This window comes from Pseudoalteromonas sp. SCSIO 43210 (genome assembly GCF_054133285.1).
In genome coordinates, this window is sequence record NZ_CP087225.1 from 3,534,096 (window position 1) to 3,548,858 (window position 14,763).

Below are 14,763 nucleotides of genomic sequence, written 5' to 3' on the forward strand. Positions count from 1 at the left end.
ATAAATTTCAAATACTTATTTAGATTGGTATTAAATAAAAAGGTGCTTTTCAGCACCTTTTTAACGCAACTGACTATCTTTACTGCCACGTCTATTAAACGATTTAGCGCTAGTACCATTACCTTCTATTGCAGCTTGGCATGCAACACAATAACGCACTCCAGGTAACGCGAGCCTTCGCGCTTGTGGGATTTTCTCATCACACTCATCACATAGCTCTGCACTTGCGCCAGATATTAAATTGCTTCTTGCAAACTGCACGGCGTCGTTAACACTTGCATCAATTTGATCTTGAATTGCACCGTCTCGTGCCCATCCACTTGCCATAAATCCTCCTAATAAAGTTGGATGTTTAAATTTATGCTACCAAATTGAATCTTTATAAGTACTGAATATTTTTGGATTTTTGGATTTTTGGATTTTTGGATTTTTGGATTTTTGGATTTTTGGATTTTTGGATTTTTGGATTTTTGGATTTTTGGATTTTTGGATTTTTGGATTTTTGGATTTTTGGGTTTTTGGATTTTTGGATTTTTGGATTTTTGGATTTTTCAACACTAATAACACTTCACTTCCCTATTAAATAAGTAAGTGGCGTCCCCAAGGGGATTCGAACCCCTGTTACCGCCGTGAAAGGGCGGTGTCCTAGGCCTCTAGACGATGGGGACACATAAATGTGTCACTAGGACAACTGAATTTTTAAACTCGTTTCAGGCGAGCTTTCTTAATAACACTACACTTTCCTATTAAAAATAAGTAAGTGGCGTCCCCAAGAGATTAGTACTCTTGATAACGTCGTGCATAGAGAGTGCGGTGTCACACTGCTTTACACAATACTTAAAATAAGTAAGTGGCGTCCCCAAGGGGATTCGAACCCCTGTTACCGCCGTGAAAGGGCGGTGTCCTAGGCCTCTAGACGATGGGGACACATAAATGTGTCACTAGGACAACTGAATTTTTAAACTCGTTTCAGGCGAGCTTTCTTAATAACACTACACTTTCCTATTAAAAATAAGTAAGTGGCGTCCCCAAGGGGATTCGAACCCCTGTTACCGCCGTGAAAGGGCGGTGTCCTAGGCCTCTAGACGATGGGGACACATAAATGTATCACTAGGACAACTGAATTGTTTAACTCGTTTCAGGCGAGCTTTCTTAATAACACTACACTTTCCTATTAAAAATAAGTAAGTGGCATCCCCAAGAGATTAGTACTCTTGATAACGTCGTGCATAGAGAGTGCGGTGTCACACTGCTTTACACAATACTTAAAATAGTAAGTGGCGTCCCCAAGGGGATTCGAACCCCTGTTACCGCCGTGAAAGGGCGGTGTCCTAGGCCTCTAGACGATGGGGACACATAAATGTGTCACTAGGACAACTGAATAGTTTAACTCGTTTCAGGCGAGCTTTCTTAATAACACTACACTTTCCTATTAAAAATAAGTAAGTGGCGTCCCCAAGAGATTAGTACTCTTGATAACGTCGTGCATAGAGAGTGCGGTGTCACACTGCTTTACACAATACTTAAAATAATAAGTGGCGTCCCCAAGGGGATTCGAACCCCTGTTACCGCCGTGAAAGGGCGGTGTCCTAGGCCTCTAGACGATGGGGACACATAAATGTGTCACTAGGACAACTGAATTTTTAAACTCGTTTCAGGCGAGCTTTCTTAATAACACTACACTTTCCTATTAAAAATAAGTAAGTGGCGTCCCCAAGGGGATTCGAACCCCTGTTACCGCCGTGAAAGGGCGGTGTCCTAGGCCTCTAGACGATGGGGACACATAAATGTGTCACTAGGACATTTGATAAGTTTAACTCACATCATGAGCTTTAAGGTAATTGCGTTTAATACAAGTAAAGACTCGAGCCTTAATTGTGACGCTATTTTCTCGGTAAAACCGCCTTTAACTAACAAAAGTTAAGTGGCGTCCCCAAGGGGATTCGAACCCCTGTTACCGCCGTGAAAGGGCGGTGTCCTAGGCCTCTAGACGATGGGGACACAGAAAACTGCTACCCTAGGACAAAACACTAATTTTTGGTGGAGCCATGCGGGATCGAACCGCAGACCTCTTCACTGCCAGCGAAGCGCTCTCCCAGCTGAGCTATGGCCCCAACTTAATCAATACTCGTCGTGATGAACACATCGTGTATTGCTTAGTGCGGGGCGCATTCTATGCACCACCCAAAATAAAGTCAACAGTTTTTTACCTAGCTTTATTTAAATGGTTTAATTTTCAACAAACTGGCTATCAAGCGTGCTAAAAAATACGATCTGAATAAAATTATCGCTCTACTGCTTATAATAACATCACTATATTGCAGCTAATACTCAATAACACCCTACTCTTCCTAATTAATGCAACTAAAGCTGCATCTAAGTAAAGGTATACATTTATATGCAAATTGAACTTATCTAAAAACTACCCATTAAGGCCTGACTAATCGCATTAATCTTTTAAAAGTTACAATTGCTTATAATTACCAAAGCTTAAATGTGGATTTGAGAGTACAGCAGCTTTCACTCGCTTAATAACCAGTGTAGCTCGTACTGGAAAAACTTGATTATTGTTTGAAGAACATTTTTTAAAGAGCATTGCAGTTTCGTAATTCTATGCACAAAACTTCAGGGCGTGTTGATCTTTGATGGGTGAATTTGCAGCAGTATGTTAGGTTTTTAGGCAAGGCAGAGCCTATGTAGTTTGGTTATTACCCATGAATAGGCGATAACGCCGCATAAAGTCCAAACATGCGCTGCCCTTTGGGTTCAATCCACAAAGGTCAACACGCACTAGTTATATGTGATCTATTTAGTTTTAACCCGAAGAGCTAGTAGTGAAGAATGGATATTTACGAATTGGCTAGGTTGGCTTATAAAAATAAAGCAAGTACAAAAATAAAAATAGGGTTTAGGATGCCGTAAATATCATTTGTTTTGGGAAGTTTAAATTAAATTCATTTTTAAAAGCCAGCTCTACTCTCTAAATAACTTGCCCTAATGTTAATTCATCTTGTTCATAGTCATAAAAACGACTCCAATAAAAAACAATGAGTATCGTAAAACTAAATTTAAGATTAATAGAACTACAATTCCCTGCTCACTTTTAGGTGTTTAATTGAACTGCAACCTTAAATTTGATGATAAAATAGACTTCAATCGCATCCTGTTGTTTATAAAACCTTCGTTCAGTACATTTTTATCATTCAAGTGTTGACACATTTTCAACTCTATCTATAATAGCGCCCCACAACAACGCAGCAATGCAATGTTGTTTAGATGTGGGTGATTAGCTCAGTTGGGAGAGCATCGCCCTTACAAGGCGAGGGTCACTGGTTCAAGTCCAGTATCACCCACCACTTTTTAATTAAAGTGTTCACATCTAAATTCTATATGAGTCATAAGCTCAGTTAGAAAATAGAGAGCATTACCGCTACTTACAAGTAACGGCAAAGTTCACTGGTTAAAGTCCAGTACTATTTATTTAATAGTAGCGTTTTAATTTATATGTGGGTGATTAGCTCAGTTGGGAGAGCATCGCCCTTACAAGGCGAGGGTCACTGGTTCAAGTCCAGTATCACCCACCACATATAAAATCTATTACTATATTAATAGTCGTGTTTTAAAATTGTAATATGGGTCGTTAGCTCAGTTACAAGAAAAGAGAGCATCACCGCCTTTATAAAAGATGGCGAAGTTCACTGGTTAAAGTCCAGTACTATCTAGGTAGTAGCATGTAATATGGGTCGTTAGCTCAGTTGGGAGAGCATCGCCCTTACAAGGCGAGGGTCACTGGTTCAAGTCCAGTACGACCCACCACTTTTTAAGTGGTGCATATTACAATAAAATCTAAATGGGTCGTTAGCTCAGTTAGAAAAAAGAGAGCATAACCGCTATTTACAAGTAACGGAGAGGTTCACTGGTTAAAGTCCAGTACTATTTATCTTAATAGTAGCGTTTTAATTTATATGTGGGTGATTAGCTCAGTTGGGAGAGCATCGCCCTTACAAGGCGAGGGTCACTGGTTCAAGTCCAGTATCACCCACCACATATAAACCTATTATTATATCAATAGTCGCGTTTTAAAATTTAATATGGGTCGTTAGCTCAGTTGGGAGAGCATCGCCCTTACAAGGCGAGGGTCACTGGTTCAAGTCCAGTACGACCCACCATTCCTAGAATGGTGCATATTAAAATGTAATTTGGGTGATTAGCTCAGTTGGGAGAGCATCGCCCTTACAAGGCGAGGGTCACTGGTTCAAGTCCAGTATCACCCACCAAATTACATCAAGCGGTTAATTGATAATAAAGAATTAAATAACAGGCATACCTATTATATGTGGGTGATTAGCTCAGTTGGGAGAGCATCGCCCTTACAAGGCGAGGGTCACTGGTTCAAGTCCAGTATCACCCACCACATATAAGTACTATTAGATAACTCCTTTAATAATAACTTCTCTAGTAATAACTCTTTCTTCCCATATTAAATACATTTAAGAACTTTATAAAAACTCAATATATAAGTCGTATGTAATTAACTTAGCCGTAAGAAAAAGAGCATCGCCACCCTTTACAAATAATGGCGAGGGTCACAGGTATCAAGCCAAGTAATCACCCACCACATATAAGTACTATTAGATAACTCCTTTAATAATAACTTCTCTAGTAATAACTCTTTCTTCCCATATTAAATACATTTAATAACTTCATAAAAACTCAATATATAATACCAATCTGCTTATATATGGGGTCTATTTAACGTTAAGAAAATTACGCTAGAACTAGGCAAAAATTTTTATATCTAGTTGTTCTAAATAAAAAATTTTTAACGACGTTATAGTGCAATTTAATTCGTTAAATTGATCAAAGATTTATGTAGGTTGGTATACGTCGTATGTAATTAACTTAGCCGTAAGAAAAAGAGCATCGCCACTCTTTACAAATCATGGCGAGGGTCACAGGTATCAAGCCAAGTAATCAACCATCACACATAAATCCCATTCGATAGTTTCTTTAAAAATATAAATTTTCATATCAAAACACTCATCATTTAATTATGTTATTTAGATCCTTGCTTTTATAGTTAGCAAAAACGTATTAGGAAAAGTTAAATACCTAATAAATACTGCTATCATTTGAATTTTCTTGTAAGCAGCTAAAGTGTTGATTATAGTCAGTACTAAACATAATAACTGTTAAGCCAATGCCAACTAAGATTTATTCAAAAGCAAAAATACTTATAGTCGAGGAGCAACCACTTGCTCAAAGCTATATGAAACAATCGTTAGAAAGGCTTGGCTTTCAGCAATTGCACTTCGCTGATCATGCAAACTCAGCAAAAGAGCAGTGTTTAAGTGAAGAATTTGATTTGATCGTTTGTTCATTTAATTTAAGCAAACAACAAGACGGCTACCAACTTTACGAAGAGTTACGTGTTAAGCACCTCATAAAAAGCTCTACAGGCTTCATTTTTATATCTGCTGAAACAAATGGCTCGCTAGTTCATAGTGTTCTTGAGTTACAACCTGATGATTTTTTAGTGAAACCTTTTACCGTTCAGGAACTACAAGTACGTATTGAGCGTATTTTAAGACGCAAACACGATTTGCAAACGGTTTATACTCTAATTGATGATGGTAACGATTCAAAAGCAATTAAATACATCGACACCGTTCTAAATAAAAAAAACAATAGTTATAGCCCTATCTTACTGCGTTTAAAAGGTGATGCTCTTCTTCGTTTAAATCGCAGCGAAAATGCAAAAGACTTTTTTAAATCTGTTCTCGATATACAAAAATTTGCTTGGGCAAAAGTAGGTTTAGTAGAAGCACTTACAGCAAATAATGAACATATTTTAGCTCAGCGTATGCTAAAAACGATGCTTGAACGACAAGAAACTCGATTAGTTGCGCTTGATTTACTCGGCCGTTTAGAAATAAAACTTAATCAGTTTGAACTAGCGCAAAGTTTTTTAAGCCAAGCAGCCTACATTGCACCGCGAAATATTTCACGCCAAAAATCACTAAGTAATGTGTCATTAATTAATCACGACTACGAAAAAAGCTACTTAACTCAAAAAGACATTGCAAGTTTTGCAAAGCACTCAATACATGACCACCCCGATGTGTATTTAAATGCTGCACGTGCCGGTATCGACTTTGCATTAACAACAGATCAAACAGATCAAATACAGAGAATATCTAGACAAACTAATCAATATATAAGCGATTTAAAAAAGCAGTTTCCTAACAATGCCAATCAAGCTCAAATTGATGTGCTTAACGCACGGCTTCATTATTTAAAAGATGAGCATAAAAAAGCGAAAAAACTCATTGAGCAACTCGAAGATGATGATACACATATTCGCTCTGTCGATGGTGCACTTGATAAAGCGAAAGCGTTCCATGAGCTGGGCTTTCATCAAAAAGCGCAAACTCTCTTCACTCAAATTATTGGACACTGTGAACGCCATCCAAGTGTTAGCGACACAACTTACTTACGTTATATCCAGCAACAGCAAAGTGAGCGACGCGATATTAAAATGGGGCCAAAGGAGCTCAACAACCATGCTGTTACTCAATTTAATAGAGGACAGTTAAACACTGCACTTGAAGCTTTTACGCAAGCATTTAGGGTTATGCCTCGTAATCAGAGTATTGCGCTTAATTTATTGCAGTGTTTATTTGATTCCACTAAGCAACACAATGGCTCATTTAACCTTGAACTTGCTAAAAAATGCTACGCCTTACTTACTAAAACTCAATTACCAGCAGATCAGACGCAGCGGTTAGATAAAATTTTGCACATAGCAAAAGAAATGAATTTAGATATTGGAAGTTAAAGCTTTTTCATTGATGCCGCATTAACGCAATAGCGTAGACCGGTCGGTAATGGACCATCAGGGAAAATATGGCCTAAATGTGAATCACACACGTTGCAAACCACCTCTATGCGCTCCATACCATGACTTGTATCACTTACGTAGCCAATTGCTTCAATTGTCGCCGGTTGTGTAAATGACGGCCAACCAGTGCCACTATCGAACTTTTCATCTGCATCAAACAATAAATTATCGCAGCAAATACACACATACTTACCAGGTTCCAATAATGTGCAACTACCAGAACTACTTGGACGTTCGGTTCCCTTTTTACGTGTTATGTAATACTCATCTTCTGATAGTTGCATCCGCCACTGCTCGTCCGTTTTGACTACTTTTTTACTTGGAGTAGGATTGCCGTTGGTGGCAAAGTTAATAACATCATTCCACTTCAACATGATAACCTCATTGAATAGTTAATTAACCGTACTTAATAAAATTATAAAAAGTACGGTTAGTTATTACGTTATTGAATACACTAAAGATCAGCTAAAGAGTGTTGACCGTTTAAAACTAAAACTTGTTCAGTTTTAAGGTGATTTTCCTAGCTAAAGGTAATATTTTGTTTTTCTGAGTCGGTAAATATTCGTTTAATAAAACTATCTAGTTCTGCTTTTTTTGCAGGTAAGCTAACACTCATTTGGCGCTCGTTATTACTGTAAATTATTAGCTCGTCATCCTTCGTCGTTATGCGTTCAATACTCTCAATTACTAACCAATCTGGACCGTGCTTTTTATCAAAAAAACCCATTAAACTAAAAAGTAATAAGTGTTGGGCGTCTCGCTGAATAAAATCCTCTAACCGGTTTCTTGATTTAAATAGAGGCGTTAGCCTATAAACGCTTGAGCAAAAAACAAATACCCATAAACCAAATAACGCTTTAAACCACATAAATTCTAAAAGCTCAGTGCTAATCATTAAAATAATAAGCACTAACCCTATTAACGATATAGCTATCGCTATTTTTTTATTTACAGCGTCCACAACTAATCCCTTTTAAGTCGCTTTTTTTCTTCTGATGCTTTTTCTGTCGGCTCAGGCCAATCATTAAAAAAAACGGTTAAATAACGGCTTTTCACCAAATACCACAATACCCATAAAACAATCATCATTTGTACTGCTAAAAATGATGAAAATCGATAATGGCTATGCGCGGCTTGAATACTTAACCATGTTAAATCAACAACAGCACATAAAATAAGAGGCCAGCGCATATGTCGCCATACTTTTGCTAACCTGTCGCTCGCACTGTGGGAGTCTCGCGGCCGACGTAAACAAAATAAAATAGTCGGTATTATTGCAATACTTCCAATTGCTATTGCGATAAAAAAATCATTTTTATTTTTAAAAAATAACGACATTAAATCCAGTTCTGGCCTGCGGCTTAAAGCCGCAATAACCCAAATAAAATAGCCACGTAAAAGCACCAGCAAACTTAAATGAAATGCTATAGGTGTACGGTAACTTCCGTACTTATCCCAGTATTCTGGCCCATATCGGCTCATTGTCGTTTTCCTAGCCATTATGCTTTTTAAGCAGCTCAATTAATTCATCTTCCGTGAGTATGTCGATACCTAAATCTTGCGCTTTAGTTAGTTTTGAACCTGCTTTTTCACCTGCGACTAACGCATCTGTTTTAGCCGATACGCTACCCGAGACTTTAGCACCTAATTGCTGCAAGCGAGCTTTAGCATCATTACGGTTAAGTGTATTAAGCGTGCCGGTAAGTACATATGTAAGTCCTGCGAGTGGTTGCTCTTCCTCAGAAGGCGCACTTAACGCTGGCCAATTTACGCCTTGCTCTATTAATGCGTTTACTACCGCTAAATTATGCTCTTCAGCAAAAAAACCGCGAACATGCGCTGCAACTATTTCACCGACATCACTTACCTGCGTTAAACTATCAATGCTGGCATTAATTACATTTTCAAGGGTTAAAAAGTGAATAGCTAAATTTTGTGCTGTCGCTTCCCCCGCTTCACGAATACCTAGTGAGTATAAAAACTTAGCGAGCGTAGTGCCTTTAGCTTCATCAAGTGCTGTTACTAAGTTTTTAGCTGACTTAGGTCCCATACGTTCAAGTGATTCAAAATGCCCTTGTTTTAAAACGAATAAATCAGCGGGCGTTTTTATAAGCTCTCTATCTACAAGTTGATCAACAATCTTATCGCCAAGGCCATCTATGTCTAGCGCTTTTCGTGAAGCAAAGTGTTTTATCGCTTGTTTGCGTTGTGCAGGACACACAAGCCCGCCAGTACAACGGGCTACAGCTTCACCTTCCACTTTTTCAATATGCGAATCACAAATCGGACAAGTCACTGGAAATTCAATATCTCTAGCATCATCAGGACGGCGTTCAAGTACAACTTGTGTTATTTGCGGGATTACATCTCCTGCGCGACGAATAATAACCGTGTCGCCTACTTTTACACCTAAACGTGCAATTTCATCGCTATTATGAAGTGTTGCATTTGATACGGTTACACCACCGACAAAAACAGGCTCTAAACGCGCAACTGGCGTAATTGCCCCTGTGCGCCCTACTTGAAAATCAACATCAAGTAATTGAGTTATTTCTTCTTGCGCCGGAAACTTATAAGCAATAGCCCAACGAGGAGCACGTGCTACAAAGCCTAAACGCTCTTGTAAGGCCTTTTGGTTTATTTTGATTACTACGCCATCAATTTCATATTTAAGCTCGCTACGGCGCGTTAAAATATCGCTGTAGTACTCAAGCGCGGCTTTAGGACCTTCAACTAATTTTGTTTCTGGGCACAGTGGCAACCCCCAGTCAGTCAGCTTTTCTAGTTGCTGATAGTGATCCTCTGGAATGCTGCCATCAGCAACAAGTCCAGTACTGTAAGCATAAAACATCAATGGGCGTTTAGCGGTAATTTTAGAGTCGAGTTGGCGTAAGCTACCTGCCGCTGCGTTACGCGGATTAACGAATACTTTGTCTCCACGTTTTTGCGCTTCCGAATTTAGTTTGTCAAAGCCGGCGCTGTTCATAAATACTTCGCCGCGCACTTCAAGCTCTTTTGGGTAATCGCCACGTAACTTAAGTGGTACATTACGAATTGTTTTTACATTCTGAGTAATGTTTTCACCGGTAAAACCATCACCTCGCGTAGCCGCTTGTACAAGTACACCATCACGATAAATAATTGATACAGCTAAACCATCAAGTTTTGGCTCACAACAAAAAGTAAGCTCATCGGTACTCATTAAACGCTCTTTTATACGGCGATTAAACGCAGTGAACTCTTCTTCACTAAAGGCGTTATCAAGTGAAAGCATGGGTACTTGGTGCGCTACTTGCTCAAATTTACTCAGTGCTGCACCGCCTACTTTTTGTGTTGGGGAGTCGGCGGTTAAAAATTCAGGGTGCTCGGTTTCTAGTGCGCTTAGTTCGCGTAATAACCTATCGTATTCAGAGTCAGGAATACTGGGGGTATCAAGCACATAATAGTTATAATTGTGTTGCTCTAATGTAGTACGAAGATGATTAACTTGCTCACTAATGCTGCTAGACATTTAAACCTCAATAAACATAAAAAAAGCCACTTTGATGAATAATCATCCAGTGGCTTATAAAAATATAATATGTGCGCTATTTACGCTGAAAAAGAACGGACCTGCTCAACATACTGCCTGACGCGTTCTACGGTCATTTCATTTCGCTCTGCATCTAAAATTTGCGCACCAAACTCGTCAGCTAACTTTTTAGCTGCACTGTGCAACATGTTAAATGCAGCTAGGCCGTCACCGTCGCACGGCAATGTCATAAATAAGCTAACCCCTGCGGTACTAAACTGTTCCATATTATCAATATCAAACGTACCTGGGTTGTACATATTTACTAATCTAAATAATACAGGGCCTTGGCCTGCCGGATCTAAGTGGCGATTAAAAAAGCCTTCCTCAGAATATTTAAATCCTAACGTGTTAACGGCTGGTAATAATTTACTGCCCTGCATGCTAAGCCCCTCTGGCATTTGAATATGCACAATAACAAAGTCAGGCATTTGCGCAGATGATTTTTCATCATTTTGCTCTTTTGCTTCTAGATCATCAACTACTTCTAGGTCATCTTCAATGGGCACTGCTGGTACGCTTGTATCAATTTGTGGCTCATTCTCATCAAAGTTAAGCTCACCGAATTGTGGTTCATCACGTTCTTCTACCACAGGCTCTTTTAGCTCTGCCTCTGTAGGAAATGATTTAGATGAAGCTGGTGCACTTTCTTGCAATGGTTCAACCCGTTCGTTATTTAACACTTCTGGGCGGTCTTTTTTTCTAACAGACCACAATCCATGTATTAATAAACCACCAATGACAACTACACTGATAATGATTAAAACCCATCTTAATTGTTCGGCCATCCCCTCACCTTTTCTTATTTGATATGCCTAAAGCCTGTATATTAATTGAAACTAATATACTTGTTATAAAAATTTATACATGTGCAAGTTGCACTGCTTGTTCTATATCTACAGCAACCATACGCGATACGCCAGGTTCTGCCATAGTTACACCTGTTAATCTACCCGCCATTTCCATCGCAATTTTATTATGACTAATATAAATAAACTGTACTGATTGTGACATTTCTTCAACCAAACGGCAAAAGCGAACAACATTAGCATCATCTAATGGTGCATCTACTTCGTCCAGCATACAAAATGGGGCTGGATTGAGCCTGAATATAGAAAACACTAATGATAATGCGGTCAGCGCTTTTTCTCCACCACTTAACAAGTGAATTGTTGAATTTTTCTTACCCGGTGGTCGTGCCATTATACTAACACCACTTTCGAGTAAATCGTCACTGGTTAATTCTAAATACGCACTGCCACCACCAAAAACTTTAGGAAATAGCTCAGCAAAGTCTTCGTTAACTTGATCGAACGTCGCTTTAAAGCGTGTTTTGGTCTCAATATCAATTTTACGAATAGCACCTTCAAGGGTACTTAACGCTTTTGTTAAATCATCTAATTGATTATCAAGATAATCACTACGAGCTTTGGCTAAATCAAACTCTTCTATTGCCGCTAAGTTTACTGCACCTAATTTATCTAACTGATTAGTAAATCCGGTTAACTGATTTTGCGCTGCGCTCAAATTTAATGAATCTGGTAATTCATCAAGTATCGCTTTTAAGCTTTGTTTTAATTCTTCTAATGGTTCAAGCGCAGCTTGTGCTTTTATCAGTAAGCTTTGCTCTTCAATTGTTAGCTTTTGGTGCTGCTGTTGCAAGCCCACCAGCTCACCTTGTGAATTTTTAAGGCTTATTTGCTTAGTGTTTAAGCTCTCTTTCGCCTGAGCTAATTCTTTTTGTAGCAATACTAATGCCTGCTCACCTTTTTGATGCTGTGCTAAGAGCTGCGTAATTTTATCGCTAAGTTCTTGCTCTGGTATCAGCAGCTCTTCTATTTCACTAAGTAGTTCTTGCGCACCTTCTGATGCACTAACGTGCTCTTGCTCTGCATGGCTCAATTTGGTTTGGCTTAACTGCCATTCACTGCGTGCCTTTTGCTCTGATAGCGTTGCCTTATGTGCTTGTGTTTTATATTGCTCAAGCATGCTTAATGCTTCGCTATAACTTTTATCACTTAGTGAGCGCAAACTATTTGCAGCGTCTACTTCATCCGCTAAGTTAAGTTGCTGATCATTTAACACTTCAAATTGCGCAGTTTGCTCATCAAGCACGGTATTTAATTGTAAAAGCTGATTTGTTAATTGCTGTTTTTGTTGTTGTAGCTTTTCTAGTTGTAACTTAAAGTACGCTACTTGCTGTTTGAGCATATCGCTTCGCGTACCGGCTACCGCTATATTTTGCGCAAGCTCATGTATCGCTTCTTTTAGCTCGCTTTGCTCGTTAACTAACTTTATTTGCTCAGCTGTATGTTCGTCACGAGTGTGTGTTACTTGTTGTAACTCGCCCTCAGTATTAGTTAACTGCTGAGCTTTATCTTGCAATTGCTTATGCTTTAACAGTAATGAGTTTTCTGCATTACATTCGGCACTTACATGCCAATTACGACCATATAGAGCACCGTTTTTATCCATAACGGCTGTATAAAAACTATCTTTTAGTATTTCTAAATCACCGCTTTCACTATAAGCAATACGTGCTAAATGCTCTGGATAAACACCGCTTGTTATATATGTAGCTAAGCTATTTGTTGGCATGCGTTTATTACTATTTGGCCACACACTGTTATCAGCTTGCTGCTCACTTACATTTAAATGCTCTAAAGATTTAAGTGCTTGCTCTATTAGAAGCTCAAAGCCCTCTTTAACACTTAGCTGATTAAACAAACCATTAGTACGTACACTTTTCTCATCAAGCCCTAATGTACTTTTAAGCCCAGTTATACTGGCTTTTAACTCGTTTATTGTTTGAGTAAGCGTCGAATATTGCTTTTGTGAGTTATTAACAAGCTCATTTTGCACTTCAAGCTTAGCGCTACAGTGCGTATGTGCTGTTTGTTTAGCGGCAAGTTCTTGAGTTAATGTTTGTATTTGCTGTGTTTGCTGCGTTAATTGCTGCTCTACATCACTACTTTGTAGCTCGCTAAGCTGAACAGTTAACTGATCAATTTGCTCGTTAACATGATCAATTTGCTGCTGAGTTTGTTTAATGTGACTACCATGTAGTTGCACATTATTATTAAGTTGTTGCTGTTGCTCACACAAAGCTTGCCAATGAGTATGGTGGCGCTGCTTAAGTGCTAATAATTCCTCAAGTTCATGCGTTAACCCACTTACTTGCTCTTCACATATTAAGGCATTTTCACTTGCCTCTTGCAGGGTTTCATTTAGTTGCTCGCACGCAATTTGCTGCTGCGCTTTAACTTCAAGGCTATGTGTTTGGCGTTGCTGTAATTTAATTAAATTTTGCTTAAGCGTTTGAGTTTGTTGTTTTACGTTTATTTGTTGTTGCTCAGCGCGAGTAAGCTCGGTGTGTATTACATGTTGTTGATGCTGGGCATCGCTTAGTTTATCTTGCTGGGCTTGTACTTGCCCTTCTAGGCTTGCAAGTACATCGTCATGCCCTGAGTTAGCGGTTTTAAAAAACGAAATTTGATCGTTCAGTTTTTTAATTTGGGCACTTTTTTCAAGTTGCTGCTGATGTAACTTTTGCCATTTTAAAACCGCAATTTGGCCTTTTAGCGTGCGTTCTTGTGCTTTTAATTCGCGGTATTTTTTTGCATCAACCGACTGCACAGCCAATTTATCGAGCTGGCTTTGTAGTTCTTTACGCACATCTAACAAGCGTTCAAGATTTTCGCGAGTGCTTTTTATACGAGTTTGTGTTTCGCGGCGACGCTCTTTGTATTTAGAAACGCCAGCGGCTTCTTCTAAAAATACGCGCAGCTCTTGTGGTTTGCTCTCTATTAAACGCGAGATCATCCCTTGCTCAATAATTGCGTAACTACGCGGACCAAGACCGGTGCCTAAAAATATATCGGTAATATCGCGCTTACGGCATTTACTGCCATTTAAAAAATACAGTGACTGTCCGTCGCGCGTTACTAAACGCTTAATAGCAATTTGGTTTCGATCGGCAAATGTGTTTGAAGGACTTCCTTTATCGTTATCAAAAACAAGCTCTACAGAGGCTTGTGATATGGCTTTACGATTAGTTGAGCCATTAAAAATAACGTCGGTCATGGCGTCGCCACGCAGATTTTTAGCAGAGCTTTCACCTAGCACCCATCGTACTGCATCAATAACGTTAGATTTGCCACAGCCATTGGGGCCAACAACACACGTCATTTGATCAGGAAATGGAATTTTAGTGGGCTCTACAAACGATTTAAAGCCCGCTAATTTAATAGTGCTTAAGCGCATCTTATTGTTATTACCGATTATTATTGTT

At 39.0% G+C, this 14,763-nt stretch carries 9 protein-coding genes and 15 tRNA genes; 8 read left to right on the forward strand and 16 right to left on the reverse strand.

Features of this window, described 5'->3' with window-relative positions; genetic code table 11:
• Positions 1 to 60: 60 nt before the first annotated feature.
• The 10 genes from LOS73_RS15180 to LOS73_RS15225 form a co-directional block, all read right to left on the reverse strand.
• Positions 61 to 327, reverse strand: coding sequence for a DksA/TraR family C4-type zinc finger protein (locus tag LOS73_RS15180; RefSeq protein WP_149606181.1), 267 nt, complete (start codon positions 325 to 327; stop codon positions 61 to 63).
• A gap of 36 nt (positions 328 to 363) precedes the next feature.
• Complete coding sequence (locus LOS73_RS15185) at positions 364 to 558, reverse strand: hypothetical protein (protein WP_457933933.1); 195 nt, start codon at positions 556 to 558, stop codon at positions 364 to 366.
• A gap of 34 nt (positions 559 to 592) precedes the next feature.
• A tRNA-Glu gene (locus tag LOS73_RS15190) sits at positions 593 to 668 on the reverse strand.
• 183 nt (positions 669 to 851) lie between these two features.
• A tRNA-Glu gene (locus LOS73_RS15195) sits at positions 852 to 927 on the reverse strand.
• Between the two features lie 93 nt (positions 928 to 1,020).
• Positions 1,021 to 1,096 (reverse strand) — tRNA-Glu (locus tag LOS73_RS15200).
• Between the two features lie 182 nt (positions 1,097 to 1,278).
• A tRNA-Glu gene (locus LOS73_RS15205) sits at positions 1,279 to 1,354 on the reverse strand.
• 182 nt (positions 1,355 to 1,536) lie between these two features.
• Positions 1,537 to 1,612: transfer RNA gene (locus tag LOS73_RS15210), tRNA-Glu, on the reverse strand.
• Between the two features lie 93 nt (positions 1,613 to 1,705).
• Positions 1,706 to 1,781: transfer RNA gene (locus LOS73_RS15215), tRNA-Glu, on the reverse strand.
• Positions 1,782 to 1,925: 144 nt separating this feature from the next.
• Positions 1,926 to 2,001 (reverse strand) — tRNA-Glu (locus tag LOS73_RS15220).
• Positions 2,002 to 2,038: 37 nt separating this feature from the next.
• Positions 2,039 to 2,114 (reverse strand) — tRNA-Ala (locus LOS73_RS15225).
• Positions 2,115 to 3,280: 1,166 nt separating this feature from the next.
• Between LOS73_RS15225 and LOS73_RS15230 the strand changes: the two genes are divergently transcribed.
• The 8 genes from LOS73_RS15230 to LOS73_RS15265 all read left to right on the forward strand — a co-directional run bounded on the left by LOS73_RS15230 (position 3,281) and on the right by LOS73_RS15265 (position 6,838).
• A tRNA-Val gene (locus tag LOS73_RS15230) sits at positions 3,281 to 3,356 on the forward strand.
• A gap of 152 nt (positions 3,357 to 3,508) precedes the next feature.
• Positions 3,509 to 3,584: transfer RNA gene (locus LOS73_RS15235), tRNA-Val, on the forward strand.
• Positions 3,585 to 3,740: 156 nt separating this feature from the next.
• Positions 3,741 to 3,816: transfer RNA gene (locus tag LOS73_RS15240), tRNA-Val, on the forward strand.
• Between the two features lie 153 nt (positions 3,817 to 3,969).
• Positions 3,970 to 4,045 (forward strand) — tRNA-Val (locus LOS73_RS15245).
• 48 nt (positions 4,046 to 4,093) lie between these two features.
• A tRNA-Val gene (locus tag LOS73_RS15250) sits at positions 4,094 to 4,169 on the forward strand.
• A gap of 32 nt (positions 4,170 to 4,201) precedes the next feature.
• Positions 4,202 to 4,277: transfer RNA gene (locus tag LOS73_RS15255), tRNA-Val, on the forward strand.
• Positions 4,278 to 4,338: 61 nt separating this feature from the next.
• Positions 4,339 to 4,414: transfer RNA gene (locus LOS73_RS15260), tRNA-Val, on the forward strand.
• Positions 4,415 to 5,200: 786 nt separating this feature from the next.
• The gene (locus tag LOS73_RS15265; RefSeq protein ID WP_457933934.1) at positions 5,201 to 6,838 is read left to right on the forward strand and encodes a response regulator; all 1,638 of its coding nucleotides are present in this window, start codon (positions 5,201 to 5,203) and stop codon (positions 6,836 to 6,838) included.
• Here the strand turns inward: LOS73_RS15265 and msrB are convergent.
• The 6 genes from msrB to LOS73_RS15295 form a co-directional block, all read right to left on the reverse strand.
• Positions 6,835 to 7,275, reverse strand: a complete 441-nt coding sequence (msrB, locus tag LOS73_RS15270) for a peptide-methionine (R)-S-oxide reductase MsrB (protein ID WP_007378087.1) — start codon at positions 7,273 to 7,275, stop codon at positions 6,835 to 6,837. The two genes, LOS73_RS15265 and msrB, sit on opposite strands and share 4 nt — an antisense overlap.
• 146 nt (positions 7,276 to 7,421) lie before the next feature.
• The gene (locus LOS73_RS15275; protein WP_007378088.1) at positions 7,422 to 7,862 is read right to left on the reverse strand and encodes a hypothetical protein; all 441 of its coding nucleotides are present in this window, start codon (positions 7,860 to 7,862) and stop codon (positions 7,422 to 7,424) included.
• A gap of 2 nt (positions 7,863 to 7,864) precedes the next feature.
• Complete coding sequence (locus tag LOS73_RS15280; RefSeq protein WP_008138231.1) at positions 7,865 to 8,383, reverse strand: DUF2919 domain-containing protein; 519 nt, start codon at positions 8,381 to 8,383, stop codon at positions 7,865 to 7,867.
• A gap of 10 nt (positions 8,384 to 8,393) precedes the next feature.
• A complete protein-coding gene (ligA, locus tag LOS73_RS15285) occupies positions 8,394 to 10,412 on the reverse strand; it encodes an NAD-dependent DNA ligase LigA (protein WP_457933935.1) in 2,019 nt (672 codons plus the stop codon).
• Between the two features lie 80 nt (positions 10,413 to 10,492).
• Positions 10,493 to 11,260 (reverse strand): cell division protein ZipA, encoded by a 768-nt coding sequence (gene zipA / locus LOS73_RS15290; RefSeq protein ID WP_008138233.1) that lies wholly within the window; start codon positions 11,258 to 11,260, stop codon positions 10,493 to 10,495.
• 73 nt (positions 11,261 to 11,333) lie between these two features.
• Entirely contained in the window at positions 11,334 to 14,735 is a 3,402-nt protein-coding gene (locus tag LOS73_RS15295; RefSeq protein WP_457933936.1) for a chromosome segregation SMC family protein, read from the reverse strand.
• Positions 14,736 to 14,763 lie beyond the last annotated feature (28 nt).